We start from the raw sequence: 25,691 nt of genomic DNA on the forward strand, positions 1-25,691 counted from the left end.
CGGCCGGGTGCACGCCGCCAACGATCCCGAGCGTGCCTACCTGATCTTCGGCAACAACGAGTTCGGCCTGCCCCCGGCCGACACGATGGTCTGATACATGACCGCCACGCAGGAGATCACATTCGAATCCACCTCGCGGTACGCCCAGGTCAGAGATGACATGCGGCTGCACTACCACGAGGCCGGTGACCCGAACGCGCAGACGATCGTGCTGTTGCACGGCGGTGGTCCCGGCGCCTCGAGCTGGTCGAACTTCGGCCGCAACATCGCGGTGCTGGCCGAGCACTACCACGTGCTCGCGGTCGACCAGCCCGGCTACGGGCACTCCGACAAGCACACCGAGCACGAGCAGTACAACCGTTACAGCGCCAAGGCGCTGCTCGGGCTGTTCGACCACCTCGGTCTGCAGGGCCGGATCCCCCTGCTGGGCAACTCGCTCGGCGGCGGCACCGCGGTGCGGTTCGCGCTGGACTACCCGGACCGGGCGGGCAAGCTCATCCTGATGGGCCCCGGCGGGCTCAGCGTCAACCTGTTCGCGCCGGACCCGACCGAGGGCGTCAAGGCGCTCGCCAAGTTCAACTTCGAACCGACGCGCGAGAACCTCGAAACCTTCATCCGGATCATGGTGTTCGACCAGAAGCTGGTCACCCCTGAGCTGGTCGACGAGCGGTTCGCGATCGCCAGCACGCCGGAGTCGCTGGCCGCCACCCGGGCGATGGGTAAGTCGTTCGCCGGTGCGGACTTCGAGCTCGGCATGATGTGGCGCGAGGTGTACAAGCTGCGTCAGCCGGTGCTGCTGATCTGGGGCCGCGAGGACCGGGTCAATCCGCTCGACGGCGCACTGGTCGCGCTCAAGCAGATTCCGCGGGTACAGCTGCACGTCTTCGGGCAGTGTGGACACTGGGCTCAGGTCGAGAAGTTCGACGAGTTCAACAAACTCACCATCGATTTCCTTGGGGGTTAGCAGATGAGCATCAAGGCACTGGGCTACATGCGCATCGAGGCCACCGACGTGGCGGCATGGCGTCAGTTCGGCGTGAAAGTGCTCGGCATGGTTGAGGGCGAGGGGGCCATCCCCGACGCGCTCTACCTGCGGATGGACGACTTCGCGGCTCGCCTGGTGATCGTGCCCGGCGATCAGGACCGGCTGTTGATCTCCGGCTGGGAGGTCGCCGACGCACCCGCGCTGCAGAGTGTGCGGGAGAACCTGTCCAAGGCGGGAGTCGATTTCGTCGAGGGCACCAAGGATGAGATCCGCGAGCGCCGGGTCGAGGGCCTGATCCGGTTCTCCGACCCCGCCGGCAACGTGCTCGAGGCGTTCTACGGTGCGCAGTACCTGGGCCGCCGGTTCGTCAGTCCGTACGGCCACAAGTTCGTCACCGCTGAGCAGGGCCTCGGGCACGTGGTGCTGACCTGCAACGATGACGCGGCAGCACAGGCGTTCTACCAGGACGTGCTCGGCTTCAAGCTCCGCGACTCGATGCAGCTGCCCCCGCAGCTCGCGGGCCGCCCGGCCGACGGCGATCCGGTCTGGCTGCGCTTCTACGGCTGCAACCCGCGTCACCACGCGCTGGCCTTCATGCCGATGCCCAACCCGACGGGCATCGTGCACCTGATGGTCGAGGTGGAGAACTCCGACGACGTCGGCCTGTGCCTGGACCGCGCCAATCGCCGGAACGTGAAGATGTCGGCGACGCTGGGCCGGCACATCAACGACAAGATGCTGTCGTTCTACATGAAGACCCCGGGTGGGTTCGACATGGAATTCGGTTGTGAGGGACTGGAAGTCGAGGACGAGAGCTGGATCGCCCGCGAGAGCGTCGGCATCAGCCTCTGGGGCCACGACTTCTCCGTCGGATTCAAGTGATGACACAGGCTCAGCCGCTCGACCCACGCACGTTCCGAAATGTGCTCGGCCAGTTCTGCACTGGCGTCACGGTCATCACGACCCTGCACGACGACGTGCCGATCGGCTTTGCCTGCCAGTCGTTCGCCGCGTTGTCGCTGGACCCGCCGCTGGTGTTGTTCTGCCCCACCAAGCAGTCACGGGCGTGGCAGGCCATTGAAGCCAGCGGGAAGTTCTGCGTGAACATGCTGCACGAGAATCAGCAGCATGTGTCCGCGCAGTTCGGCTCCAAGGCTCCGGACAAGTTCGCCGGGATCGACTGGACGCCTTCGGAACTCGGTTCCCCGGTGATCGACGGGAGCCTCGCCCACATCGACTGCAACGTGCACTCCGTGCACGACGGCGGCGACCACTTCGTGGTGTTCGGTGCGGTGCACTCGTTGTCCGAGGTCCCCAAGCGCAAGCCTCGGCCGCTGCTGTTCTACCGCGGCGAGTACACCGGGATCGAGCCGGACAAGAACACCCCGGCGCAGTGGCGTGATGATCTGGAAGCGTTCCTCACGACCACCACGTCCGACACCTGGCTCTGACTTTTTGTCGTTGACACACTGGGCCCCCTCCTGACGGAGGGGGCCCAGTTTTGTGTTGCCGACCTATATTTACGCAGTGGGAAGTCAGGGTAGGCATACCTATTGATATTTAGGGAAACCTAAGCTAATTTTTGGTCGTTCCTCAGTCAACTATCAGCTTTCAGGGAGTTTTTGTGCCTCAACCTGCCCTCTCCTCCGGCGACACCGCAGCGGTGAGCCGGAAGGATCGGTTCCTTCTCGCCGGCGTCGCCATGGTGAGTGCCAGCGCTATCGCGGTGACCCCGGTTGCCCAGAACCCGACGATCATTCAGCAGGCCCAAACACTTGCCTACGATCTGACGGCGACGATGGACGCCACCGCGTCTCCGATCGATGTCTACGGGACCCTGTTCAGCAACACCTTCAGCAACCTCCAGCTGCTGGGATCCGCGGTCGCAGCCAATCCGGCACCGTTGCTGAATCAGGTGCTGGAGAACCAGCTGGGATACGCAGGGAAGTTCGGCGCGGCGTTCGAGGCCATCCCCACCAACCTGCAGAACTGGTACAACGGCCCCAACGGGCAGGAGCGGTTGGCGCAGGCGCAGGCCGCACTCGAGGCCGGAGACATCGGCGAGGCATACCGGTGGTTCAACCACTCCATGCTGTACGCGTTCCAGGGCGCCTTCGGTTCGCTGATCGCTCCCGGGTTCATCCTTTCGGGCATTCCGCGTGGCGAGACCGAGTACCTCGCCGGCATCCCGGAACAGATGGCGCAGAACTTCACGAATCTGATCGCCGCGACGCTCACCTCGAGTGTTGTCGTCAGCGCGGTGTTCCAGGGCGCCTTCGCGACGGTCAGCGGTCCGGTGTTCGAGCTCGCCCGCGTTGCCGAGGCGATCAGCACCAGCGTGGCCGCCGGAGATGTGCAGGGGGCCTTCAACGCCGTGGTCAACACGCCGGGGATCCTCGTCAACGCGGCGCTCAACGGATTCAAGTACTCCGACCCTGACCCCGAGACGGGTACCGGGGGTTACACCGAGTGGCCGGCGCTGCTCACGTTCGCCGACCCGGGCGAGCAGGGCGGCGCCCGGGTGGTCGCGGGCCTGCTGCAGAACCTGCTGGTGAACATCCCCAAGAGCCTCGCCGACGCGATCGACAACACCCCGGAGGTCGCCCCGACGTCGGCGCCGAAGGTCGCCGCGGCTCAGAAGGTCTCGGCGGAGCTGAGCGTTGTGCCCACGGAGGCATTGACCGAGTCGGCTGTCGATTCCGCGAAGGCCGAGGCCCCGGCACTCGAGTCCCCGAAGGCTGTGACCCCGAAGGTTGAGGCCCCGGCGCTCGAGTCCGCGAAGCCGGTGACCACGAAGGTCGAGTCCCCGGCGGTCGAGTCCGAGAAGGTTGAGGCGCCGGTCGCCAATGCCGTTCCGGCAGCGACGGATGCGGCTGCAGCCGAATCTGCCACCACGCCGGCGCCCGCCAAGTCGGTCAATGCCGACGACGCGGCCAAGCCCACGGGCAAGATCAAGGTCACGGACCGGATCAAGGCCAAGATCAGCGAGGCCAAGGAAGCCAAGGCGGCCAAGGCCAAGGAGGCCAAGGAAGCCAAGGCCAAGGCAAAGGAAGCCAAGGCCAAGGCAAAGGAAGCCAAGTCCGACAAGTCCAAGGGGTCCAGCGACTCCAGCGGAGGCTCGGGCTCCTCGTCCGAGTAGTCGGTGCAGTGTGTAGCTGGGCCCCACCTGTCAGGGTGGGGCCCAGTTTCGTATCTGCCCGATTCTGGGCAATTGATCAAAATTAGCATTGACAACCAGCTCGGTGAATGTCACGGTTTGATCGACTGATCAAATCACCGAGAGGATGGCCATGACAGGCAGAGTCGAGGGCAAGGTTGCCCTCGTTACCGGAGCGGCGCGCGGGCAGGGGCGCAGTCACGCGCTGCGATTGGCGCAAGAGGGTGCGGACATCATCGCTGTCGACGTGTGCCGGCCGGTAACCGACACCAGTGCGATCCCGGCATCAACTCCGGACGATCTGGCGGAGACGGCCGATCTGGTCAAGGGGCTCAACCGCCGCATCGTCACCGCTGAAGTCGATGTGCGCGATTTCGCGACGTTGTCGGCGGCTGTCGACAGCGGTGTCGAACAGCTGGGCCGGCTCGACATCGTGGTGGCCAACGCCGGTATCGGCAACGGTGGCGACACCCTGGACAAAACCAGGGAATCCGACTGGGACGACATGATCGGCGTCAACCTGTCCGGTGTCTGGAAGACCGTGAAAGCTGCTGTGCCGCATCTGCTTTCCGGCGGCCGGGGTGGTTCGGTCATTTTGACCAGCTCGGTCGGCGGGCTCAAGGCGTACCCGAACACCGGTCATTACATCGCGGCCAAGCACGGTGTGATCGGTCTGATGCGCAGCTTTGCGGTGGAGTTGGGCCAGCACTCGATCCGGGTGAATGCGGTGTGCCCGACGAATGTGAACACCCCGATGTTCATGAACGAGGGGACGATGAAGCTGTTCCGTCCTGACCTGGAGAACCCGGGTCCCGACGACATGGCCGTGGTGGCTCAGCTCATGCACGTGCTTCCGGTCGGCTGGGTGGAGCCCGTCGACATCAGCAATGCGGTGTTGTTCCTGGCCTCCGACGAGGCCCGCTACATCACCGGCCTGCCGGTCACGGTTGATGCGGGCAGCATGCTCAAGTAGTGGCCTGGTCGCTGCCGAACCGGCGCAGGAACCGCTCGACGAAGGCGCGGAACTCGGTGTGGCCCTCGGTCACGCCGACCGCCTCTTCGTTGCACAGGCTGCGGGCGGACTGGGTGAGCAACATCGACATCACCACGGGTGGGAACTCCTCCATGTCCACGCCGTGGGCACGCAGTACGCCGGCCATGGCGGCGGCCTCGATGTCGCGGACCCTCTCGGAGTAGGCCTTGAGTTCGACGCCGATCGCCTTGCGGTGATTGGCCAGCGCCATGAACTCGGTGTTGAGCCCGGTCACCCGCGAGTCGGAGTTGATCAGCCACAGTGCCCGCAGCGGATCGTCGGTGGTGATGGCCTCGCGTAGCCGGGCCAGGGCCGCGTCGGCGCCGCTGCGCAGCACCGCGATGTAGAGGTCGTCGAGGGTGTCGAAGTAGTAGTACACCAGCGCCGAACGCACGCCGGCGACGGCCGCGATCCGCCGGGTGGTGGCCGCTGCGTATCCCTCGTCGCGGATGACCTGGGCAGTTGCCTCGATCAGGCGCTTGCGGGTGCCGGCGTCCTTGTCCTTGGTCGATCGTGCCGCCGGCATCAGTGCCGCCTCCGAAAACCATTGCCCGACAACAGATGTTTGTGGTCGTGCGGGATCCTTGACCGCCGAAGGTCGGGGGTGGTAAGCATGAGCCATCCTAACGGTTTGATCGAGTGATCAAATTTGGAACTGAGGAAACGAATGTCCGAAGACATCAGCACGACCCGGGTCCGGGTGGACGCCGGACTGTGCGAGGGCCATGCGCTGTGCATCCAACTTGCCCCTGAGGTGTTCGACCTGTCTGACGACGAGGTGGCAGGCGCCGCCCCGGCGGACGGCCAGTGGGATCAAGTTACCTGGGACAACGTCAAATCCGCCGTCGACGCCTGCCCGCGCCAGGCGATCAGCCTGCTCAACACCAGCACGAAAGGCCAGTGAGCCATGACCGATCTCGCCTCCGTCGACTACTTCGCCGACCCGGCCGTGGCGCAGGATCCATACGAGTACTACGAGTACCTGCGCAGGAACGGGCCGGTGTTCGCCGAACCGCACCACGGTGTGGTCGCGGTGACCGGCTACCAAGAGGTCATGGCGGCCTTCAAGGACCATGCGTCGTTCTCGGCCGTGAACGCGATCGGCGGTCTGTTCCCGCCGCTGCCCTTCGAGCCCGACGGTGACGACATCAGCGAGCAGATCGAGGCGCACCGCCACCTGTTCCCGATCCACGAGCACATGGTCGTGATGGACCCGCCGCAGCACGAGCGGGCCCGCTCGCTGCTGAGCAGGCTGCTGACGCCGCGGCGGCTCAAGGAGAACGAGGACTACATGTGGCAGCTGGTCGACCGCCAGCTCGACCGGTTCATCGACAACCGAAAGTGCGAGTTCCTCTCCGAATACGCCAAACCCTTTGCCACCTCGGCGATCATCGACCTGCTGGGCGTTCCCGAGGAAGACCGCCCCGAATTCCTTGCCGCACTGGGCGCCGAGCGGCCGGAGGGCAACCGGGTCGGGGCGCTCGACGGTGAGCCCGTCGGACTCGACCCCCTGCAGTACCTGGACGACAAGTTCGCCGGCTATCTCGCCGAGCGCCGACGCGAGCCCCGTGGCGACGTGCTCTCCGGCATGGCCACCGCCACCTATCCCGACGGCTCGACCCCGGAGCTGCTGGAGGTGGTGAAGCCCGCCACGTTCCTGTTCGCCGCCGGCCAGGAGACCGTCACGAAGCTGCTCAGCGCCGCCGTGCAGACGTTGGGCGACCATCCGGAGTTTCAGCAGACCCTGCGCGAGAACCCGGACGGCATCCCGACTTTCATCGAGGAAGCGCTGCGGATGCACTCCCCGACGAAGGTCGACTTCCGGCTCGTCCGCAAGACCACCACCCTCGGTGGCGTACACCTGAAGGCCGGGACCATCGTGATGCTGTGCCTGGGCGCGGCCAACCGCGATCCCCGCAAGTTCGACGATCCGCACCAGTTCCGTCCGGATCGCAAAAATGTCCGTGAACACATCGCGTTCGGCCGGGGCATCCACACCTGCGCCGGGGCGCCGTTGGCCCGGGTCGAGGGCCAGATCACCGTCCGTCGCCTCCTGGACCGTATGCGGGACATCGGAATCGATGAATCCGCACACGGTCCGGCCGGACGACGGTCCTACACCTACGAGCCGACGTTCCTGCTGCGCGGCCTCACCGAACTCAACATCACCTTCACCCCAGCGAAAGGCTGACCGGTCCGCCGCGGTGATCAACCGCGTCGAGGATGCTCGACGGCACCCGGAACACCCGGCCCGGCGAGGCCGGCCAGGGCAGGGTCTTGCGTCCGATGACCTTTCCATCCTGGCGCGCAACCACTTTCGGGATGCGGACCAGGGTGTCCGTCCACAGCAGCAGCCGGTGCCGGGCGGGCGCGGGATCGCCGGGCCGCAGCAGGCCGGGCGCGACCCAGCGTAGCGGGGCTGCGGCCTCGATGCGGATCGCCTGCTCCGGGGTGGGCGCGCCGTCGAGGTAGCGACGCACCTGTGCGGCCACGTGACGGCCGTCGAGCGCGGCGATGTCGGCGGTATCCACCGGGTGCAGCAGATTGCCGATCGCGAACACCCCGTCGCGGCTGGTCCGTAACGCGGTGTCGACGACGGGCCCCAGGCTGCTCGGGTCCATGTCGAGCCCGGCGGACCGGGCCAGTTCGTGGTCGGGAATCCAGTCACCGGTGAAGACCACGGTGTCGCAGGCCACGATGCGTCGTTGCCCGGTCCGCGTGTTCTCGACCTCGATGCCCACGACGATGCCCTTGCCGATGATGCGGGCCACCCGGGTGGTGGTGGCCACCTCGACGCCCATCAGCGGGGTGCGGCCGGCGATGTTGAACATCGCGTAGGACTCGGGCGACGGGTATTCGGTTGTCATCAAGGCGGTTTCGCATCCCGCATGCTTGAGGGTGAGCACCGCCGAATAGCTGACCAGTTCGGCTCCGACGATGACGGCGCGCTTGCCCACGCTGCGGTGCTGCAGGTGCACGGTGTTCTGCAGCTGCCCGGTGGTGTAGATGCCGCCGGGCCGGTCACCGGGGATCATCCGGGCCGGGCGGGCCCGCTCGCGGGCGCCGGTGGCCAGGATGACCGCACGTGCGTCGAGGATTTCGCGGCCGGCGGGCGAGGTGAGCTCGAGCGACCTGTCGCCGGCCCAGCCGGTGACCATGGTGCTGGTACGGATCTCGGCCCCGGCTCCCACGGCCTCACGGACCAGGCGACGTGCGTAGGCCGGCCCGCCGATGAAGGTCTTCATGTCACGGATGCCGTAACCCGGATGGTCACTGTGTCGCGGAATGCCGCCGGCCTCGGATTCGCGTTCCAGCACAACCACCTTCAGACCCGATCCGCGGGCCAGCTCGGCGGCGGCGGTCAGGCCCGCGGGCCCACCGCCGATGATCGCGACGTCGTAGGTGCTCACTGGCTGTTCTCCTGAGATTCCCGTTCGAAGACCGACTGCACCTCGGCGCCGCAGAAGAATGCCTGGCAGCGGCCGTTCATCACGCGGGTGCGCCGTCGCAGGCCTTCCAGGGCCGCGGGTGGGATGACGGAATGGCAGGCATCGCGCAGCTCACCTTCGGTGACCCGTTCGCAGAAGCACACGATCCGGCCGTAGGCGGGGTCGGCGGCGATCTTCTCGGCCTGTTGATAGGGACGGGGGAATGCCTCGCCGAGGTTGGGCATCTGCGGCGGATCGGGCAGATCGTCGGTCGGGGTCAGCTCCAGGCCGGCCGAGACCAGTTGACCGCGAGCGTATTCCGCGATCGCCATGCCCGCGGTCAGGCCGGTGGACCGGATGCCGCCGACGAGAAGGTAGTGCTGCGCCGGATCGGCCTCGATCAGGTAGTCGCCGTGGTCGATCGCGGCCCGCAGCCCGGCGTAGGTCGCGGTGACCTCCTCGTCGAGCAACCGCGGCATCAGCGCGCGGCCCTTTTCCAGCAGGAACTCGAATCCGGTCTCCGAGGTCCCGGTCGCGGTGCGGTCGGTGAGGTCCTCCGAGGTGGGACCGAGCATCACGTTGCCGTAGATGGTGGGGCTGACCAGAACACCCTTGCCGCGTGATGTCGGCACCGGCAGCACGATCTTGTTGACCAACGGCCGGGCCAGCTTGTCGTAGACGATGAGTTCGCCGCGGCGTGGGGTGACGGTGAATCGTGAGAAGCCGAACAGGTTGTCGATGACGTCGGCGCCCAGCCCGGCCGCGTTGACCACCCATCGGGCACGCACGGTGCCGCCGGAGGTGTGCAGTGTGGTGCCCTCGGCGTCGGTTTCGACGCGCTCGACCCGGTGATTCGTCAGCAGGGTGGTGCCCCGGTTGACGGCATCGGTGGCCAGCGCCAGGTTGACCGTCCAGGTGCAGATGATCGACTCGTCGGGCACGGTGAGCCCGCCGAGTGCGCCCGGCCCCAGTTCGGGGACCGCGGCGTACACGGCCGCGGAATCGACCAGCTCGCACTGGTGATACCCGTTGGCCTCGGCCTTCTCCTTCAATCCCGGTAGGGCATCGAGCTGTTCGTCGTCCCAGGCCACCAGGATCGCCCCGGTGTGCTCGACGGGGATCCCGGTGTGCTTCGCGTAGTCGGACAGCAGTTGGTAGCCGCGGCTGACCATGGTGGATTCCAGCGTGCCGGGTTTGGCGTCGAATCCGGTGTGCAGGATCGCGGTGTTGGCCTTGCTGGTGCCGTCGCCGACGTCGTCGCGGGATTCGAGCAGGGCGACGGACAGTTGGTGTCCGGACAGCTCGCGCGCTATGGCCGAGCCGACGATGCCGGCTCCGATGACCACGACGTCGAAGCCGTCGGAGGTCGGGGTGTTCATGAATTCTCCTGGTGGTACGTGGTTTCGGCCAGCCGTCGCCAGGCCGAGCGGAATTCGGCGGCGCGCGCCGGGCTCCATCGGGGTTCATAGCTGGCCGACGGGGTCCAGTCGGTGACGACGTCAGACACCGACTTGTCGGGAGCCAGGCTGAGCCGGGCCAGCGCAGCGGCGCCCAACGCGGTGGCGTGCGCCGAGGGATACACATCGACGGGCACCTGCAGGATGTCGGCGCAGGCTTGCATCAGCACTCCTGACTGGGTGAGCCCGCCGTCGGCCCGCAGCCGGGTCAGAGGTGGTGCGTCGGCGTCGATCGCCGACACCAGCTCGGCGACCTGTGCGGCGATACCCTGCAGTACCGCCAGCACGATGTGCCCCCGTCCGGTGGACAGGGTCATGCCCGAGATCGTCGCGGTGGCTTGCGATTTCCACCATGGTGCGGCCAGACCGGCCAGGGCGGGCACGCACAGCACTCCGGCATTGTCGGCTTCGGCGATGTCGTCCATCTCCGCGGCCCCGCTGATCACGCCGAGCGAGGTGAGCCATTTGACGGCTGATGCCGCGGTGTAGACCTGGCCGTCGATGCAGAACGAGTCGATACCGCCGACCCGCCATGCCACCGAGGAGGTCAGGCCCGTGGTGGAACGCACCGGGATGGTCCCGGTGTTCGACAGCAGGAATGCACCGGTACCGAATGTGCACTTGGCCATGCCCGGTTCGAGGCACGCCTCGGCCAGCAGCGCGGCCTGCTGGTCCACCACGATGCCGCCGACCGGGATATCCGCGCCGAAAGCCGATGTGGTGCCGATGATCTCGTCGTTGGCGGCGATGCGGGGTAGACGTTCGCCGTCCAGGCCGAACAACGCGAGCAACTCGTGGCTCCAGTCCCGGGCGCCCAATTCCACGGCCGCCGAGCGGCTCGCTGTGGTGGCGTCGGTAACGAACTCGCCGGTGAGCTGGTGCAGCAGCCAGGTGTCGGACGTTGTTACGACGCCGGCGGTTTCGACGTTGCGGCGCAGCCAGGCCATCTTCGGCGCCGAGAAGTAGGGGTCGAGCACCAATCCGGTTCGGGCGGCGACCATGTCGGCATGCCCGCCGAGATCGGCACACAGGGCCTCGGCCCGGCGGTCCTGCCACACGATGGCCTGGGTCAGCGGCTTTCCGGTGCCGGGATCCCAGGCCAGTACGGTCTCGCCCTGGTTCGCCAGCGAAACCGCGTCGACAGGGCGGCCCGCCTGCTCGAGTGCGGCGCGTCCGGCGCCGAGCACGGACTCCAGCAGTTCTGCCGGGTCCTGCTCGACGCCGCCGCCGTCGAGGTAACGCGGGTGGACAGCGACCTCGGCAATGCCTACAACGCCATCTTGGGGATCGACAACGATCGCCTTGGTGCCCGAGGTGCCTTGGTCGATGGCCAGTACCGTCATTTCACGGCATCCTCGGTATCGCCTGCGACATGGTCCAGTTCGGCGTCGATCGAGGCCATCGCGGGCATCTTGAGCCCGTCCTTGCCGCGGGTGATCAGCAGGTAGCCGAGGTACACGGCACCGATGGCCACCATCACCAGCACGTACAGCCAGGGGTCCTTGAAGGACGCGTCGCGGAACAGGGAGAGGACGAACACCAGCCACACCACCGCGACAGCCAGGACCGGGATCTCCCAGCGGCCCAGTTTGAAGCCGGCGCTCGGGGGCAGCTTCTTGCGGGTAGCGATGTAGAGGGCGACGGTGATCGCGTAGATGGTGGCGGGGAGCAGCGTCGCGGCGGAGAACAGCTTGAACAGCGCGTCGGTGCTGGTGGAGAAGATTCCGAGGATCACGGCCGAGGTGGCTGCCATGAAGACGGTGGCGTTCGCCGGGGTGCGGAACCGCGGTGAAACCTTGTGCAGTACCTGCCATCCCGGGAAACGCTGATCCCGCGACATCGCCCAGACCAGACGCACACCGCTCATCAGGATCACCAGCCCGCAGGCGAAGATCGCGATTGCCACCAGCACGAGCAGCGCGGTGCCGACGAAGGAGCCCAGGATGTCGCGGATCACGTCGGCGATCGGAGTACCCGACTGGGCCAGCGTGGTCGGATCGTTGACAGCAGCGGTCACCACCAACAGGAACAGGAAGCCGAGCACGCCCGAGGCCAGCACGGCCTGCCACATTGCCCGGGGCACAACGATTTCGGGATTCTTGGTCTCTTCGGCGAGGTTGGCGGCCGACTCGAAACCGACGATGGTGAAGGCGCCGAGCAGGAAGCCGAGCATCCACGGGCCCACCGAGGTGGCAGTGCCGAAGCTCCAGTAACCCTCGGCCGGGATATCGCCGCGGGAGAACAGATTGCCGACCGAGAGCTTGTGCGCGATCACGCCGACGATGAACAGCAGGACCACCAGGGCGACCATCCCGATCAGCTCCGCGGTGACGGCGAAGTTGTTGACCCGCTCGGTCCACTTGGTCGACAGCCCGACCAGCAATGCCTGCAGCAGCAGCACTCCGGCGGTGATCAGGAATGAGGTCGCGGGGGTGCCGGTGAAATCGAACAGTGCGGGCACCACGGTGGCGGCGACGGTGTAGTCCACCGCGACCACCACGATCGCCAAGAAGGTGAAGGAGATCCAGCCGGTGATCCAGCCGAGGATGGGGTTGGCCAGCCGTGACACCCACTGGTAGGCGTAGCCGGTCACCGGGATGCGGGCGGCCAGCGAGCCGAGCAGCAGCGCCACCGCGACCTGTCCGACGATGACGAATGGCCACGTCCAGATGCCCATGGGGCCGGAGCTGTTGAGCACGCTGCCATAGGTGGTGAAGATTCCGGTGGCGATCGAGACGAACGCGAAGGCGACGGCGAACGAGGCGAACTTGCCGGTGCCACGTTCCAGGGTCTCGGTGTAGCCGTACGCCGAGACGTTTTCGGCGCCGCGTTTCGGGGTGGGCGGTGTGGAAGAATTGGGCATCGATCGGGCTTTCTGAGGGAATTTGACTGTTTCGCGAAAGTTGAGCTCGGTCCGCGGGCGACGCTGCAACGTCGCCCGCACCCGTTTCAGGCGCTTGCCGGACGCGCCGGCATGACCACACCTCCTGTCTCCGCGAAAGCCGCTGCAACGGCCGGGTCGGTGTTCTGGTCGGTGATCAGTCCGTTGACGGCGCTCAGATCGCACACCCGATAGGGCGCTACCTGTCCGAGCTTGGAGGAGTCGGCGAGGATGAAGCTGCGCGCGCTGTTGGCGATGATCGTGCGGCGCACGTCGATCTCGTCGAGATGAAAGTCGGTGAGCCCGGCCGCGGCGTCCACACCGCCGGAGCCGAGCAGGGCGATATCGGCGTAGACATCGTTGAAGAAGGACTTGGTGTGTGCGTTCGAGCAGGCCAGGTCACCGGCCCGGACCCGTCCGCCGGCCAGCAGCAGCTCGATTCCGGGGCGGTCGGCCAACTCCACCGCGACGGGCAGTGACGGGGTGATCACGGTGCCGGTGAACCCGCGGGGGATGGCATGGGCGACGGCGACGGCGGTGGTCCCGATGTCGATGATCACGGTCTGCCCGTTCTCGAGCAGGCCCGCCGCCACCCGGGCCAGCTGGGCTTTCGCCTGGTGGCGGATCATCGTGCGCTCGGAGTAGGAGGGCTCGATCGGGCGGTGATCGGCGACTGCAGCGGCGCCGCCGTGGACTCGGCGCAGGGCGCCGCGTTCTTCGAGAAAAGCCAGGTCGCGGCGGACGGTTTCGGCTGATACCCCGAGGCGGCGGACGAGTTCGTCCGTACTGATCGCCTGCTCTGTGCCTACCGCTTCGACGATCGCCTCATGACGCTCAACCGGCAGCACGGCTGACCGTCGATGTGGATTTCTGACCGTTCATGACGGTTATTGTGGAGTGTTGTCTGGCTCACGTCAACCGGAGCCGGGAAATCAGCGCACAGCGATCCGGATGTTCTTCACCTGCTGGAACTCGTGGAGGCCTTCGATACCGCCAGTACGGCCCGAGCCACTCTGCTTGTAGCCGCCGTACGGTCCCTGCGGCGAGATCTGGCTGAACTGGTTGATCCACACCGAACCGGACTCGAGTCGACGGGCCACTCGGTGCGCGCGGTTGAGATCCGTCGTCTGAACAAATGCGTTCAGGCCGTACGGGGTGTCGTTGGCGATCTGCACGGCCTCGTCCTCGTCGCGGAATCTCATCACCGAGACCACCGGCCCGAAGGTCTCCAGCTGCGCGAGTTCCGAGGCGTTGTCGACGCCGCCGAACACGGTCGGCTCGACGTAGTAGCCGTCGCCATCGATCCGCTTGCCGCCCAACAACAATTCGCCCGCCCCGCTGGACACGGCGGTATCGACGGCGGCCAGGATCCGCTCGGCGGCCGCCTGGCTGATCACCGGCCCGAACGTGGTCGCGGGATCCATCGGGTCACCGATGCGGGCCGCGCCGACGATGCCGAGGAACTTCTCGAGAAATTCGTCGTAGACCGCATCATGGACGAGTATCCGGCTCGCGCACGCGCAGCTCTGGCCTGATTGCATGAGCGGGCCCTGATGTGCCGACAGCGATGCGGCCAGGTCCAGGTCGGCATCGGCGAAGATGATGTTGGCTGATTTGCCGCCCAGCTCGGTCACCACCGGCGTCAGATTCGTTGCGGCAGCTTGCAGCACCTTGCGTGCGGTCACCCCACCGCCGGTGAAGGCGATCTTGCCGATACCTCGATGACGCACCAGGGCGTCGCCACCCTCGGCATCGGCTGGGACGACGGCCACCAGGCCCTCGGGCAATCCCGCCTCGACGCACAGCTCGCCGAAACGCAGCGCCGCGAACGGGGCGAGTTCCGAGGGTTTGAGGACGACGGCATTGCCGGCTGCCAGAGCCGGGGCGACACACGATCCGGTGACGACCAGGGCACCGTTCCACGGCGTGATGACGCCGACGACGCCGTACGGCTCGCGTTCGACGAGGTTGATGTCGAACGACCCGCTGACTGGAGTCGTCACCCCGTGCGGTTTGTCGGCGTAGCCCGCGAAATGTCGCAGGAAGCGTTCGAGGAGGACTGCGGTGCCCGCGAACGAGATCGGCACCGCGTAGTCGGCCACGTTGAGTTTCGCGAGCTCGTCGAGGTGCTCGTGCACGACGTCGGCCAGGTCGATCAGCAGGTCCCGGCGTCGGTCGGCGGTGAGCGAGACCCATTGCCGCTGCGCTTTGGTCGCCGCTTGCACCGCGTTGTCGATCTCGCTGGCACCGGCCAGCACTACGGTTCCGTTCGGTTGGCCGGTGGCCGGGTAGATGTGCTCGAAGATCACGCCTCGGCTTCCCATTCCTGCAACACCCGCTGCTTCTGTTCGCCGATCACCTGGTTGAGGTTGGCCGCCTTGGGCCATCCGTAGTAGGCCGCGAAATGCAGTGCCAGCTCATCCATTTCCTCGAACGAGACGTCGCGGCTCTTGAGCGCGGCATAGACGTGGCTCAGGATCGGCAGCGGCGCGTCCTGGAACGCCACGCATGCCACCGTCACCAGGCGGCGTTCCTTCATGCCCAGTCCGGGACGCAGCCACATCTCCCCGAACACGAAGTTGAGGATGCCTGCCCCGGAGTACGGGTTGTCGCGGGTCGGGGCGAACGGGATGCAGTTGATGTCCCGGAAAGACTGCTCCCCGCAGACCAGCCGCTCCTCCGGATCGCTCGGTGTGGTCAGCGGCAGGAGCGGATTCGGCTCGGGTGGTGTCAGCCCACGTTCGCGGTGGATTCGGTCCCACTGTTCGTCGACCATGATGTTGAACCGTGAGGCCTTGGGCCACCCGGCGTACACCGCGAAATGCAGGACGGTTTCCCGCATTTCGACGATGGAGACATCGCCGCTGTTGAGTGCGGCGTACACGTGGTCGCGCAACGGCCCGTCGGCATCGGCCGCAGCGACGCACGGCAGCGTGACGAATCGCCGATCCCGGCGGCTCAAGGCGGCCCGCGGCCATACCTCGGCGAACACGAAGTCGATGAGGTTGGCGGTCGCAGGAGAATCGTCCTCGGGGGCCGTGAACGTCATCACCTCGGCGAATTCGCGCCTGCCGCGCTCGGCCCGGGTGTCGGATGCGGTCATCGGATCGTCACCCCGGCGTCGATCTTGAACTCCAGGCCGGTGACGTGCCGGGCTTCGTCGGAGATCAGGAAAAGCACCGCATTGCTGATGTCCAGCGCCTCGGTCATCTGGATCGGCAGCGCATTCTGGAAGATCGGACCCAGGTCTTGACGAGTCTCGTGGAGCAGGGTGTGCAGGCTGTCCGGCCGCAACCCGGTGGCGACTCCGGTGGGATGCACGGTGTTGACCCGAACGTTCACCGCGGCAAGCTCATTGGCCAGGGCGCGGCTGAGGCCGACCACACCGTGTTTGGATGCCGTGTAGGGCGTGTGCAGCGGTGAGCCCTTGAGCCCCGCCACCGAACTGACATTGATCAGGCTGCCGCCGCGTTCCACCAGATGCGGCAGTGCGGCTGCGCAGGTGTTCCAGGTGCCGATCAGGTTCACGTCCACGACGGTGCGCCACTGCTCCGCGGTGGTGGTGTCCCAGGTGCCCGCGGTCAGAACCCCGGCGTTGGCAACCGAGGCCTCCAGACCGCCGAGCACTGCCACTCCCTCGGCGACCGCGGCGCTCAATGCCGCACCGTCGCGCACGTCGACCACATAGGTCAGTGCCTGACGGCCGAGTTCCCTGACCAGGCTGGCGGTTTCGTCGAGATCGTCGCGGGTGGCCAGGGGGTATTCCACCTCCGGCAGCGACTCGCAGATGTCGATGAGGATAAGGTCGGCGCCTTCCTCGGCGAGGCGTACGGCATGGCTTCGGCCCATGCCACGTGCTGCGCCGGTGATCAGCACGCGCTTGCCGGTGACCCGCCCCATCAGAGTTTGTTCGTGAAGCCGGCGTCGACGGGGAGGGTGACTCCGGTGACGTAGCGGGCAGCGTCGGACACCAGGTAGCTGATGGTCGCGCTGATGTCCTGCGGCTCCAGCAATGACACCGGCATCGGGTTCTGCAGATGTGGACCGCCGTCGGGGTAGTTCTCCAGGAACGCCGTCATCGCCGGGTTGACCGCCATCATGGTGTTGACCGCGGTGGGATGCACCGAGTTGACCCTGATGCTGTGTGGGGCAAGGGCATTGGACAGGGTGCGCATCAGCCCGACGATGCCGTGCTTGGATGCCGCGTAGCCTAGGCCTCCGCCCTGGAGCCCACCGAAGCCGCGCAGTCCGGCGGTCGAACTGGTGAAGACGATCGATCCACCGCGCCCGCCCTCGATCAAGTGGGGGATCGCGGCCTTGGCGGTGTGAAACGAGCCGACGAGGTTGACGTCGATCACGTCGTTCCACATATCGAGGTCTTCTTCGATGGTCAGCTCGCGGAAGGCCATCGTGGCGATACCCGCGTTGGCGAGCACGATGTCCAGGCGCCCGAACTGCTCGACGCCCGCGTCGAGTGCGGCTTTGAGCGCATGGAAATCGCGGACGTCGGCGACCGTGGCGACCATCTTGCCGCCGGCGGCCTCGACCAGGGCGACCGTCTCGTCGAGCTCCTGGCGGCTGGCCATCGGATAGCCGTTGGATGGGATATTGGCGCAGATGTCCACACCGATGATTGCCGCGCCTTCGCCGGCGAGTGTCACCGCATGGCTGCGGCCCTGGCCCCGGGCTACCCCGGTGATGAAGGCGACTTTTCCGTCCAGATTTCCCATTGATCCTCGCTTCGCCGAATGGCTGTAACCGTGTTACAGCGGTACGGTAACGTGGTTACTCTCCGGCGGCAAGGGTGTTCTCAAAGTGGCAGCTGAACGTGATCGGATCCTCGACATCGTCGTGGACCTCCTTGAGACCGAGGGCTATGAAGGGGTGCAACTGCGTGAGGTGGCACGCCGGGCCAAGACCTCACTGGCCACGATCTACAAGCGTTACGCGACGCGCGACGAGTTGATCCTGGCCGCGCTGGATTCCTGGATGGCCGAGAACCGGTACTCGGGAGTGGCCGGGCAGGTGCGTGAGTCGGAGGAGTCCCTCTACGAGGCGCTGATGCGGATGTTCCGCACCATCTTCGAGCCGTGGGAGAAGCACCCCGACATGCTCAGGGCATACTCGCGGGCCAGGGCGGCGCCGGGCGGGGACCGCCTGGTGCGCCGGGGCCTCGATATCGTCGTACCCACGGGTCGGTCCATCCTGACCGGGGTGGACGAGGCATTCGTCCACGATCTCGACACCATCGTGACCAGCCTGGTGTTCGGTCTGGTCGGCCGCTTCACCGCGGGCGAGATCGCCATCACCGAGATCCTGCCCAGCCTCGATCGGACCATCTACTGGCTCACGGCGGGGTATGAGGCTGCGCGCTAGCCGATGTGAGCGCCGATGAACTCCACGATGTCCGCGGCGACCTCGCGGTGGACGGACTCGTTGAGGATGTCGTGGCGACCACCGGCAAATTCCTTGAACTGCAGGGGTTCTATCTGTTCTGCGTATGCCTCGACCGCGCCGGCCGGGGCGATGACGTCGGCCGAACCGTGCAGGGCCAGGGTTGGCACCGTGAGTTTGGGCAGCTCGGAGCCGAACCGGTCCCAGGCCCGGTCCAGCTCGCGGGTGAGCGCGGCCCCGTCGGCGTCGACGAAGGCCAGCGGATCGTTCTCCAGGGCATCCAGGTAGAACGGATCGGACGACAGCCAGTTCGGGTCGAGGTCCAAATCGGTGTCCGCATCGAGCATTTCGGGGATCGGAACCAACGGGGCACCGGAGATGATGCCCGCCAGGTACCGGTCGGGTTGGCCGAGTAGCCGGAACAGGGTCACCACCGAGCCGAACGAATGCCCTTGTGCCACCAGCGGTATGCCGGGTGTCTCCTGCTCGGCGAGGGCGGTCAGTGCCTCGGCGAGTCCTGAGCTGTCCTCGATGCTGCCGAAGTCGCCCCGGGTGCCCGGGGTCAGGCCGTGCCCGAACTGGTCGACCGCCCACAGGTCGATGCCCGCGGCGTTGAGCGCGAAGCCGTACCGGTGGTAGACCCCGGTGTGTTCACCGAACCCGTGCAGGAAGACGACGGCTGCGCGGGGTTCGGATGCGGCCCAGTGCCGGTAGTAGGCCTGCCCGCGATCGTGCTCGATGAATGGCATACCGCTCACTGCAGCAATATCGGGGCCGGACCGCAAGGATTCTTCTCATCGGGTCAGCGAATGCCGAGCAGCACCTCGTGTTGGTCGGTCATCCGATCCTGGATCGCCTCGACCACGGCGGCCACCACCGGGCGGCGCAGCGTTTCAGCCCGGGCCACCAGCCAATAGCTCAACCGAACCGTCAGTTCTGCGGGCAGCACCCGCACCAGATCCTCGTGCCGGTCGGCCATGAAACACGGCAGCAGGCCCAGTCCGGCCGCGGCGCGGGTGGCCTCGACGTGGACGAACACGTTGGTGGACGTCACCGACTCGTGCATGGCCGGCGCAAAGCTGCTGGCCATGTCGAGATCGTCGACCTGCAGCATCGAATCGATGAAGTAGACCAACGGAAACCGGGCCAGACCGGCGATGTCGGAAGGGGTGCCGTGTTCGGCGAGATAGGAACGCGCACCGTACAGGCCCAGGCAGTAGTCACCGAGGCGGATCGCCTCGGCACGCCGGACCTGGGGTGCGCCCACGACGATCTCGAGGTCGAGGCTCGACCGCTGTTGGGAGGCGCGGCGGGTGGCGGTCACGATTTCGACGGTCAGGCGAGGGTGCCGACGTTGCACCTGGGCCGCCGCGGGCGCGGCGATGTAGGCGCTGAAGCCGTCGGTCGCCGAGATCCGGACCACGCCCTCGAGTTGCCGGGCGCCGGTGGTGCTCAACGTGGATACCGCGGACTCGACGGCCTCGGCGGCGGCGAGCGCCTCGCGGCCGAGGTCGGTGAGTTCCCATCCGCCACCGGCTCGGGTCAGTACCCGGCCCCCGATGGCCTGCTCGAGCGCGGCGATGCGCCGCGAGATCGTGGTGTGGTTGATGCCCAGCTCATCGGCCGCGGCGGTGTAGCGACCGGAGCGGCCGACGGCCAGCAGGACGAGTAGATCGTCCGCGCTGGGGCGGCCAGGCCTTTGCGCACCGTCCATCTCTGCATTTTTGCAGACTGACGGTGCGGTTTTACCCATTGCGGAGGGTTCGGCGTGCATGAATACTCACGAAAGCTGTCAGTCACATCACAGTCACGTCATGAGGAGAACCGCAGATGAGCGCGCCCAATGCGACCGGTCTGCGCCGCGTCGTCGCCGCCTCGATGGCTGGCACGGTGGTCGAGTGGTACGAGTTCTTCCTGTACGGAACCGCCGCCACGCTGGTGTTCAACAAGTTGTTCTTCCCGCAGGGTGGCAACGACCTTGACGCCATCATGGCGGCCTTCGCTACGTATGCCATCGGCTTCCTGGCCCGTCCGCTCGGCGGCATCGTGTTCGGCCACTACGGCGACAAGTTCGGCCGCAAGAAGCTGCTTCAGTTCAGCCTGATACTTGTCGGCCTGGCCACGTTCCTGATGGGCTGCCTGCCGACCTACGCGCAGATCGGCTACCTGGCGCCGATCCTGCTGGTGGTCCTGCGGTTCCTGCAGGGCTTCGCAGTGGGCGGCGAGTGGGGTGGTGCCGTGCTGCTCGTGGCCGAGCACAGCCCGAACCAGTCCCGCGGATTCTGGGCCAGCTGGCCGCAGGCCGGCGTGCCGGTGGGCAACATGCTGGCCACCGTGGTGCTGCTGCTACTCAACGGACTGCTCAGTGCCGACGCGTTCCTGTCCTGGGGTTGGCGCGTGGCGTTCTGGCTGTCGGCTGTGGTGGTGCTGATCGGCTACTACATCCGCACCAAGGTGACCGACGCTCCGATTTTCGTTGCGGCCCAACAGGAAGCCGAACAGATCAAGGCCAGCTCGTTCAGCGCGATCGAGGTGGTCAAGCGCTATCCGCGCGGGGTGTTCACCGCGATGGGTCTGCGCTTCGGCGAGAACATCATGTACTACCTGGTGGTCACGTTCTCGATCACCTATCTCAAGGAGCACGTGCATTCCGACACCAGCGACATCCTGTGGTGGCTGCTCATCGCCCACACGGTGCACCTCGCGGCCATCCCGACCGTCGGGGCCCTGTCGGACCGTTACGGGCGGAAGCCGGTGTACTTCCTCGGTGCCGTCGGCGCGGCCTGCTGGGGCTTCTTCGCCTACCCGATGATGGACAGCGGCCAGTATCTGCCGGTGATCGCGGCCATCACTCTGGGTCTGGTGATCCATGCTCTGATGTATGCGCCGCAGCCCGCGCTGATGTCCGAGATGTTCCCCACCCGGATGCGGTATTCCGGTGTCTCCCTCGGGTATCAGGTCACCTCGATCGCCGCCGGGTCGCTGGCGCCGATCATCGCGGTCTGGTTGTTGAAGACCTACGCCTCCTCGGTTCCGATCGCGGTGTACCTCGCGCTGGCCGCATTGGTGACGCTGATCGCGTTGGCGTTCACCCGCGAGACCAAGGGTGTCGACCTGGCCGACATCGATGCTGCTGACTTGGAACGGGCCGCGGCATGAGTGAGCTGGCCGGCCGTAGCGCCCTGGTCACCGGTGCTGCCAGCGGGATCGGTGCGGCCTGTGCGCGTGAGCTCGCGTCCCGCGGGGCCGTGGTCACGGTGGCCGACGTCGACGCGGTGGGAGCCGAGGCCGTCGCCGCTGAGATCGGCGGAAAGCCCTGGGCGGTGGACCTTCTCGATGTGTCGGCGCTGGAAACGCTGCAGCTGGACTGCGACATCCTGGTGAACAACGCCGGGGTGCAGAGCATCCATCCGATCCAGGATTTCCCGCCCGAGAAATTCCGGATGCTGCTGGCGTTGATGGTCGAGGTGCCGTTCCTGCTGATCCGCGCCGCCCTGCCGCACATGTACGCGCAGGGGTTCGGCCGCGTCGTGAACATCTCCTCGGTGCACGGTCTGCGCGCCTCGGAGTTCAAGTCCGGCTACGTCACCGCCAAGCATGCGCTGGAGGGGTTGTCGAAGGTGACCGCCCTGGAGGGCGGGCCGCACGGGGTGACCAGCAACTGCGTCAACCCCGGCTATGTGCGCACTCCGCTGGTCACCAAACAGATCGCCGATCAGGCCCGCATCCACGGCATTCCCGAGCCGGACGTGCTGGCCGAGGTGCTGCTCAAGGAGAGCGCGGTCAAGCAATTGGTCGAGCCGGAAGAGGTAGGCGCGTTGGTAGGTTGGCTGGCGTCGCCGAACGCCCGGATGGTGACCGGGGCGTCGTACACGATGGATGGTGGGTGGAGCGCAAGATGACCACAACGGAAGCTCAATGGGAACCGTCGCCGGAAGGCGTCGCGGCCGCTCGGGTCACGGACTTCGCCCGGTTCGTGGAATCCCGCGCCGGAATCAGCGCGCCTGACTACCAGAGCCTGTGGCAGTGGTCCGTCGATGATCCGACGGCGTTCTGGGGCGCGCTGTGGGATTACTTCGACCTCGGCGAGCGGCCGGAGCAGGTGCTCGTCGGCGATGCGATGCCGGGCGTGCGCTGGTTCCCCGGTGCCCGGCTCAACTACGTCGACCAGGTGGCCCGCCAGGCCCGGACCGATCGTCCGGCCATCCTCACCGTCGCCGAAGGCGGTGCAGTCACCGAGCTGTCCTGGGCTGAATTGTTGCGTCGTACCGCAGCTTTCGCGCACACCCTGCGGTCACTCGGTGTGCAGCCGGGGGACCGCGTGGTCGGCTACCTACCGAACATCGCCGAGGCCATCATCGCGTTCCTGGCGACCGCGAGCATCGGTGCGATCTGGAGTGCCTGCGGCCAGGACTACACCGCCAAGGCGGCCCTGGACCGGCTCGGCCAGTTGGAGCCGACCGTGCTGCTGACCGCCGACGGCTATCAATTCGGGGGCAAGTCGCACGACAAGAGCGCCGACATCGCCGCCGTGCGCGAGGGCCTGCCCACGTTGAAGGCCTCGGTGCTGGTGTCACGACTGGGTGCGGCCCGTGACGATTGGCTGGACTGGGAGTCCGCGACTGCCGGTAGGGCCGAATTGGTCACGACACCGGTCGATTTCGATCACCCGCTGTGGGTCCTGTACTCGTCGGGTACCACCGGGCTGCCCAAGGGGATCATGCACGGCCACGGCGGCGTGCTGCTCGAACACCTCAAAGCGGTGTCGCTGCAGTCCGACATCGGTCGTGACGACACCTTCTTCTGGTACACCAGCCCGAGCTGGATGATGTGGAACTTCCAGGTGGCCGGCCTGCTGGTCGGGGCCACCATCGTCTGTTACGAGGGCAGCCCTACCTACCCGACGGCCGACGCACTGTGGCACATCGCGGCCACCGTCCGTGCGACGGTCCTGGGCACCAGCCCCGGTTACGTGCTGGCCTGCGCGAAGGCCGGTGCGGTACCCCGTGAAGAGCACGACCTGTCGGCGCTGAGGACCGTGGGCATCACCGGATCGTCGCTGCCGCCATCGTCGGCGTTGTGGCTGCGCGACAACGTCGGCGAGCGGGTGCAGGTCGCCTCGATCAGCGGCGGCACCGACGTGGTGTCGGCGTTCATCGGCGGTGTGCCGACAGTGCCGGTGTGGCCGGGTGAGTTGTCGGCCCGCTACCTCGGGGCGGCAGTGGACGCCTGGGATGAATCCGGTAATCCCGTGCGCGGCGAGGTCGGTGAGCTGGTGATCACCAAGCCGCTGCCCTCGATGCCGATCGCGTTCTGGAACGACGCTGACGGATCCCGTTACCGCGACGCCTATTTCGAGATGTTCCCCGGAGTGTGGCGCCATGGTGACTGGATCACCATCACCGACCACGACAGCGTCGTCGTGCACGGCCGGTCGGACTCCACGCTGAACCGCAACGGCATCCGCATGGGCAGCGCCGACATCTACCAGTCGGTGGAGCGGTTGCCCGAGATCGCCGAGGCGCTGGTGATCGGGGCCGAACAGCCTGACGGCGGCTATTGGATGCCGTTGTTCGTGGTGCTGGCCGAGGGCGTCGAGCTCAATGATGCGGTGCGGGACAAGATTATTCAGACCATTCGTACCGAGGTGTCGCCACGGCATGTGCCCGACGACATCCTCGTCGCCCCGGGCATTCCGCACACCCGCACGGGCAAGAAGCTCGAGGTTCCGATCAAGAAGCTGTTCCAGGGTGCGGACGCGGCCAAGGTGGTCGAGCGCAGCGCGGTGGACAACCCGGATCTGCTGGATTGGTACGCGGCCGTCAAGCGGTAGGTGGTGTGGTCCGGTACCGGCACGTTCGATCTGTCCAAAGTTGTCGGTGTGTTATCTATCAGGACATCGGTGACAGTTCTACATCAGGACATCGGTGACGGTTCCGGTGGTCTTGGTGGTGACACTTCTGGCCCCAGGCTTTGGCGGTGGCCGTTAATGAACCCATCGATCCGCGTGTTCGCCTAGCCATCTCGCAGTGGCCTGATGATGCACCTCGCGGGGCGGTGTCGACGTTCTGCGCCGAGCACGGCATCTCTCGAAAGTCGTTCTACGCGTTGCGACACCGCGCCAAGACCGACGGACCGGCCGCGGTGCTCGAACCCAGGACCCGACGACCGAAGACGAGCCCATCGAAGCTGACCGACGACGTCAGGCAACAGGCGGTGGCGGTGCGTGCCGCCCTGGAGACCTCCGGCCTAGATCACGGGCCGATCAGCGTGCACGAGAAGATGCACGCGATGGACCTGCCACTGGTCCCGTCCACGGCGTCGCTGGCACGCATCTTCCGTGAGGCTGGCGTGGCTCGTCTTGAGCCGAAGAAAAAGCCCCGCTCGGCGTGGCGGCGGTTTGTGTATCCGACCCCGAATGCGTGTTGGCAACTGGATGCCACCGAGTACGTGCTCAGCGGCGGCCGTAAGTGCGTGATCTTTCAGCTCATCGATGACCACTCCCGCTACGCGGTCGCCTCCCACGTCGCCGCCGGCGAGACTGTCACGGCCGCGATCACGGTGGTGGACAAGGCTATTGCCGCCCACGGGGTACCTCAACGACTGCTGACAGACAACGGGCTCGCACTGAACCCGTCCCGGCGCGGAGTGGTCGGCCAACTCGTCGCCCACGTTGGCGCTCTGGGTGTGGAGGCGATCACCGGCAAGCCCTACAAGCCCACCACTCAGGGCAAGAATGAACGCTTCCACCAGACCCTGTTTCGCTACCTCGACAAACAGCCCCTCGCCGAGACACTCGACGAACTGCAAGCCCAGGTCGACGCGTTCGACCACATCTACAACACCGAGCGCCCCCACCAAGGGCTGCCGGGGCGCATCACACCCCTGATCGCATGGGAAGCGACGCCCAAGGCTGATCCACCCCGACCCAAACCTGACCGGCCCGTCTACGCGCGCGTCCCCAGCCGATACCAACGCCCTCGACCACAGCCACCCGCCGACCTGCCCGCCAACACGTGTGTGAGAACCGTGACCACCTCCGGCACCATCGGCCTGGACCGCGTGCACTACAAGGTCGACGTAGACCTTGCATTCCAGCAGGTCCTCGTTGTCAACACCGGCGACACCATCATCATCACCGACCTACACGGTGAGGTCCTCACCGAGCACACCCGACCCGCACCCGGCATCCGATACGTCGGCAACGGCCGACCTCCAGGAACCCGCCCAAGCAACCCACAACCGTCACCGAAGTCCTGATACACCAACCGTCACCCATGTCCTGATGCAGAACCGTCACCGATGTCCTGAGACATCACACCAAAGTTGTCGGTGGGTGGTGGCATACTCGAACGT

Annotated in this window: 25 protein-coding genes; 13 read left to right on the forward strand and 12 right to left on the reverse strand. The window is 66.4% G+C overall.

From position 1 onward, the window contains the following. The 6 genes from ACWEFV_RS30330 to ACWEFV_RS30355 form a co-directional block, all read left to right on the forward strand. Window positions 1–94, forward strand: a 94-nt coding sequence (locus ACWEFV_RS30330) for a hypothetical protein (RefSeq protein WP_450072973.1), incomplete at its 5' end; no start/stop codon positions are given. A 3-nt stretch (window positions 95–97) separates the two neighbouring features. Continuing rightward, the gene (gene hsaD, locus ACWEFV_RS30335) at window positions 98–964 is read left to right on the forward strand and encodes a 4,5:9,10-diseco-3-hydroxy-5,9,17-trioxoandrosta-1(10),2-diene-4-oate hydrolase (RefSeq protein ID WP_135458875.1); all 867 of its coding nucleotides are present in this window, start codon (window positions 98–100) and stop codon (window positions 962–964) included. 3 nt (window positions 965–967) lie between these two features. Further along, on the forward strand, window positions 968–1,867 hold the full coding sequence (gene hsaC, locus ACWEFV_RS30340) for an iron-dependent extradiol dioxygenase HsaC (RefSeq protein WP_135458873.1): 900 nt from the start codon (window positions 968–970) through the stop codon (window positions 1,865–1,867). Further along, the gene (hsaB, locus tag ACWEFV_RS30345) at window positions 1,867–2,436 is read left to right on the forward strand and encodes a 3-hydroxy-9,10-secoandrosta-1,3,5(10)-triene-9,17-dione monooxygenase reductase subunit (RefSeq protein WP_135458871.1); all 570 of its coding nucleotides are present in this window, start codon (window positions 1,867–1,869) and stop codon (window positions 2,434–2,436) included. The genes hsaC and hsaB overlap by 1 nt, the downstream gene beginning before the upstream one ends. A gap of 173 nt (window positions 2,437–2,609) precedes the next feature. Next, a complete protein-coding gene (locus ACWEFV_RS30350) occupies window positions 2,610–4,124 on the forward strand; it encodes a hypothetical protein (RefSeq protein WP_450072914.1) in 1,515 nt (504 codons plus the stop codon). A 151-nt stretch (window positions 4,125–4,275) separates the two neighbouring features. Next, a complete protein-coding gene (locus tag ACWEFV_RS30355) occupies window positions 4,276–5,115 on the forward strand; it encodes a mycofactocin-coupled SDR family oxidoreductase (RefSeq protein ID WP_450072915.1) in 840 nt (279 codons plus the stop codon). Here ACWEFV_RS30355 and ACWEFV_RS30360 read toward each other — a convergent pair. Continuing rightward, a complete protein-coding gene (locus ACWEFV_RS30360) occupies window positions 5,108–5,701 on the reverse strand; it encodes a TetR/AcrR family transcriptional regulator (RefSeq protein ID WP_135458865.1) in 594 nt (197 codons plus the stop codon). The two genes, ACWEFV_RS30355 and ACWEFV_RS30360, sit on opposite strands and share 8 nt — an antisense overlap. Window positions 5,702–5,842: 141 nt before the next feature. On the opposite strand from ACWEFV_RS30360, the gene ACWEFV_RS30365 reads away from it, so the two are divergent. Then, window positions 5,843–6,079, forward strand: a complete 237-nt coding sequence (locus tag ACWEFV_RS30365) for a ferredoxin (RefSeq protein ID WP_450072916.1) — start codon at window positions 5,843–5,845, stop codon at window positions 6,077–6,079. Between the two features lie 3 nt (window positions 6,080–6,082). Next, entirely contained in the window at window positions 6,083–7,366 is a 1,284-nt protein-coding gene (locus ACWEFV_RS30370) for a cytochrome P450 (protein WP_450072917.1), read from the forward strand. Here the strand turns inward: ACWEFV_RS30370 and ACWEFV_RS30375 are convergent. The 9 genes from ACWEFV_RS30375 to ACWEFV_RS30415 all read right to left on the reverse strand — a co-directional run bounded on the left by ACWEFV_RS30375 (window position 7,347) and on the right by ACWEFV_RS30415 (window position 17,671). Then, window positions 7,347–8,585 carry an NAD(P)/FAD-dependent oxidoreductase gene (locus tag ACWEFV_RS30375; protein ID WP_450072918.1) on the reverse strand — a complete coding sequence of 413 codons (1,239 nt, stop codon included), beginning with the start codon at window positions 8,583–8,585 and terminating at the stop codon, window positions 7,347–7,349. The genes ACWEFV_RS30370 and ACWEFV_RS30375 overlap by 20 nt on opposite strands. Beyond that, window positions 8,582–9,982 carry an FAD-dependent oxidoreductase gene (locus ACWEFV_RS30380; protein WP_450072919.1) on the reverse strand — a complete coding sequence of 467 codons (1,401 nt, stop codon included), beginning with the start codon at window positions 9,980–9,982 and terminating at the stop codon, window positions 8,582–8,584. Before ACWEFV_RS30380 ends, ACWEFV_RS30375 begins: the two co-directional genes overlap by 4 nt. Next, window positions 9,979–11,403, reverse strand: coding sequence for an FGGY family carbohydrate kinase (locus ACWEFV_RS30385; RefSeq protein WP_450072920.1), 1,425 nt, complete (start codon window positions 11,401–11,403; stop codon window positions 9,979–9,981). Before ACWEFV_RS30385 ends, ACWEFV_RS30380 begins: the two co-directional genes overlap by 4 nt. After that, window positions 11,400–12,923 (reverse strand): amino acid permease, encoded by a 1,524-nt coding sequence (locus ACWEFV_RS30390; protein WP_450072921.1) that lies wholly within the window; start codon window positions 12,921–12,923, stop codon window positions 11,400–11,402. Before ACWEFV_RS30390 ends, ACWEFV_RS30385 begins: the two co-directional genes overlap by 4 nt. Window positions 12,924–13,009: 86 nt before the next feature. Further along, window positions 13,010–13,789, reverse strand: coding sequence for a DeoR/GlpR family DNA-binding transcription regulator (locus ACWEFV_RS30395; RefSeq protein ID WP_450072922.1), 780 nt, complete (start codon window positions 13,787–13,789; stop codon window positions 13,010–13,012). A gap of 84 nt (window positions 13,790–13,873) precedes the next feature. Continuing rightward, the gene (locus ACWEFV_RS30400) at window positions 13,874–15,265 is read right to left on the reverse strand and encodes an aldehyde dehydrogenase family protein (protein ID WP_450072923.1); all 1,392 of its coding nucleotides are present in this window, start codon (window positions 15,263–15,265) and stop codon (window positions 13,874–13,876) included. Beyond that, a complete protein-coding gene (locus ACWEFV_RS30405; RefSeq protein WP_450072924.1) occupies window positions 15,247–16,044 on the reverse strand; it encodes a carboxymuconolactone decarboxylase family protein in 798 nt (265 codons plus the stop codon). The genes ACWEFV_RS30400 and ACWEFV_RS30405 overlap by 19 nt, the downstream gene beginning before the upstream one ends. Continuing rightward, window positions 16,041–16,841 carry a mycofactocin-coupled SDR family oxidoreductase gene (locus ACWEFV_RS30410; protein ID WP_450072925.1) on the reverse strand — a complete coding sequence of 267 codons (801 nt, stop codon included), beginning with the start codon at window positions 16,839–16,841 and terminating at the stop codon, window positions 16,041–16,043. The genes ACWEFV_RS30405 and ACWEFV_RS30410 overlap by 4 nt, the downstream gene beginning before the upstream one ends. Further along, window positions 16,841–17,671: a mycofactocin-coupled SDR family oxidoreductase gene (locus ACWEFV_RS30415; RefSeq protein WP_450072926.1), complete on the reverse strand. Its 831-nt coding sequence runs from the start codon at window positions 17,669–17,671 to the stop codon at window positions 16,841–16,843. Before ACWEFV_RS30415 ends, ACWEFV_RS30410 begins: the two co-directional genes overlap by 1 nt. Window positions 17,672–17,756: 85 nt before the next feature. On the opposite strand from ACWEFV_RS30415, the gene ACWEFV_RS30420 reads away from it, so the two are divergent. Further along, entirely contained in the window at window positions 17,757–18,317 is a 561-nt protein-coding gene (locus ACWEFV_RS30420) for a TetR family transcriptional regulator (RefSeq protein ID WP_450072927.1), read from the forward strand. Here ACWEFV_RS30420 and ACWEFV_RS30425 read toward each other — a convergent pair. Then, entirely contained in the window at window positions 18,314–19,084 is a 771-nt protein-coding gene (locus ACWEFV_RS30425; RefSeq protein ID WP_450072974.1) for an alpha/beta fold hydrolase, read from the reverse strand. The two genes, ACWEFV_RS30420 and ACWEFV_RS30425, sit on opposite strands and share 4 nt — an antisense overlap. A 53-nt stretch (window positions 19,085–19,137) precedes the next feature. Continuing rightward, on the reverse strand, window positions 19,138–20,049 hold the full coding sequence (locus ACWEFV_RS30430; RefSeq protein WP_450072928.1) for a LysR family transcriptional regulator: 912 nt from the start codon (window positions 20,047–20,049) through the stop codon (window positions 19,138–19,140). A 116-nt stretch (window positions 20,050–20,165) separates the two neighbouring features. Between ACWEFV_RS30430 and ACWEFV_RS30435 the strand changes: the two genes are divergently transcribed. From ACWEFV_RS30435 to ACWEFV_RS30450, 4 genes are all read left to right on the forward strand, one after another. After that, window positions 20,166–21,494, forward strand: a complete 1,329-nt coding sequence (locus tag ACWEFV_RS30435) for an MFS transporter (RefSeq protein WP_450072929.1) — start codon at window positions 20,166–20,168, stop codon at window positions 21,492–21,494. After that, window positions 21,491–22,237, forward strand: coding sequence for a 3-hydroxybutyrate dehydrogenase (locus ACWEFV_RS30440; RefSeq protein ID WP_450072930.1), 747 nt, complete (start codon window positions 21,491–21,493; stop codon window positions 22,235–22,237). Before ACWEFV_RS30435 ends, ACWEFV_RS30440 begins: the two co-directional genes overlap by 4 nt. Further along, window positions 22,234–24,168, forward strand: coding sequence for an acetoacetate--CoA ligase (locus ACWEFV_RS30445; protein WP_450072931.1), 1,935 nt, complete (start codon window positions 22,234–22,236; stop codon window positions 24,166–24,168). Before ACWEFV_RS30440 ends, ACWEFV_RS30445 begins: the two co-directional genes overlap by 4 nt. A 146-nt stretch (window positions 24,169–24,314) precedes the next feature. Then, window positions 24,315–25,595 (forward strand): integrase core domain-containing protein, encoded by a 1,281-nt coding sequence (locus ACWEFV_RS30450; protein WP_450072932.1) that lies wholly within the window; start codon window positions 24,315–24,317, stop codon window positions 25,593–25,595. The last annotated feature ends 96 nt before the right edge of the window (window positions 25,596–25,691 follow it).

The organism is Mycobacterium sp. NPDC004974 (assembly GCF_053600815.1).

Coding starts and splice junctions, on each gene's coding strand:
- hsaD (WP_135458875.1), top strand. CDS start 98: ATGACCGCCACGCAGGAGATCACATTCGAATCCACCTCGCGGTACGCC.
- hsaC (WP_135458873.1), top strand. CDS start 968: ATGAGCATCAAGGCACTGGGCTACATGCGCATCGAGGCCACCGACGTG.
- hsaB (WP_135458871.1), top strand. CDS start 1,867: ATGACACAGGCTCAGCCGCTCGACCCACGCACGTTCCGAAATGTGCTC.
- ACWEFV_RS30355 (WP_450072915.1), top strand. CDS start 4,276: ATGACAGGCAGAGTCGAGGGCAAGGTTGCCCTCGTTACCGGAGCGGCG.
- ACWEFV_RS30360 (WP_135458865.1), bottom strand. CDS start 5,701: ATGCCGGCGGCACGATCGACCAAGGACAAGGACGCCGGCACCCGCAAG.
- ACWEFV_RS30365 (WP_450072916.1), top strand. CDS start 5,843: ATGTCCGAAGACATCAGCACGACCCGGGTCCGGGTGGACGCCGGACTG.
- ACWEFV_RS30370 (WP_450072917.1), top strand. CDS start 6,083: ATGACCGATCTCGCCTCCGTCGACTACTTCGCCGACCCGGCCGTGGCG.
- ACWEFV_RS30380 (WP_450072919.1), bottom strand. CDS start 9,982: ATGAACACCCCGACCTCCGACGGCTTCGACGTCGTGGTCATCGGAGCC.
- ACWEFV_RS30385 (WP_450072920.1), bottom strand. CDS start 11,403: ATGACGGTACTGGCCATCGACCAAGGCACCTCGGGCACCAAGGCGATC.
- ACWEFV_RS30390 (WP_450072921.1), bottom strand. CDS start 12,923: ATGCCCAATTCTTCCACACCGCCCACCCCGAAACGCGGCGCCGAAAAC.
- ACWEFV_RS30400 (WP_450072923.1), bottom strand. CDS start 15,265: ATGGGAAGCCGAGGCGTGATCTTCGAGCACATCTACCCGGCCACCGGC.
- ACWEFV_RS30405 (WP_450072924.1), bottom strand. CDS start 16,044: ATGACCGCATCCGACACCCGGGCCGAGCGCGGCAGGCGCGAATTCGCC.
- ACWEFV_RS30410 (WP_450072925.1), bottom strand. CDS start 16,841: ATGGGGCGGGTCACCGGCAAGCGCGTGCTGATCACCGGCGCAGCACGT.
- ACWEFV_RS30415 (WP_450072926.1), bottom strand. CDS start 17,671: ATGGGAAATCTGGACGGAAAAGTCGCCTTCATCACCGGGGTAGCCCGG.
- ACWEFV_RS30425 (WP_450072974.1), bottom strand. CDS start 19,084: ATGCCATTCATCGAGCACGATCGCGGGCAGGCCTACTACCGGCACTGG.
- ACWEFV_RS30430 (WP_450072928.1), bottom strand. CDS start 20,049: ATGGACGGTGCGCAAAGGCCTGGCCGCCCCAGCGCGGACGATCTACTC.
- ACWEFV_RS30435 (WP_450072929.1), top strand. CDS start 20,166: ATGAGCGCGCCCAATGCGACCGGTCTGCGCCGCGTCGTCGCCGCCTCG.
- ACWEFV_RS30440 (WP_450072930.1), top strand. CDS start 21,491: ATGAGTGAGCTGGCCGGCCGTAGCGCCCTGGTCACCGGTGCTGCCAGC.
- ACWEFV_RS30445 (WP_450072931.1), top strand. CDS start 22,234: ATGACCACAACGGAAGCTCAATGGGAACCGTCGCCGGAAGGCGTCGCG.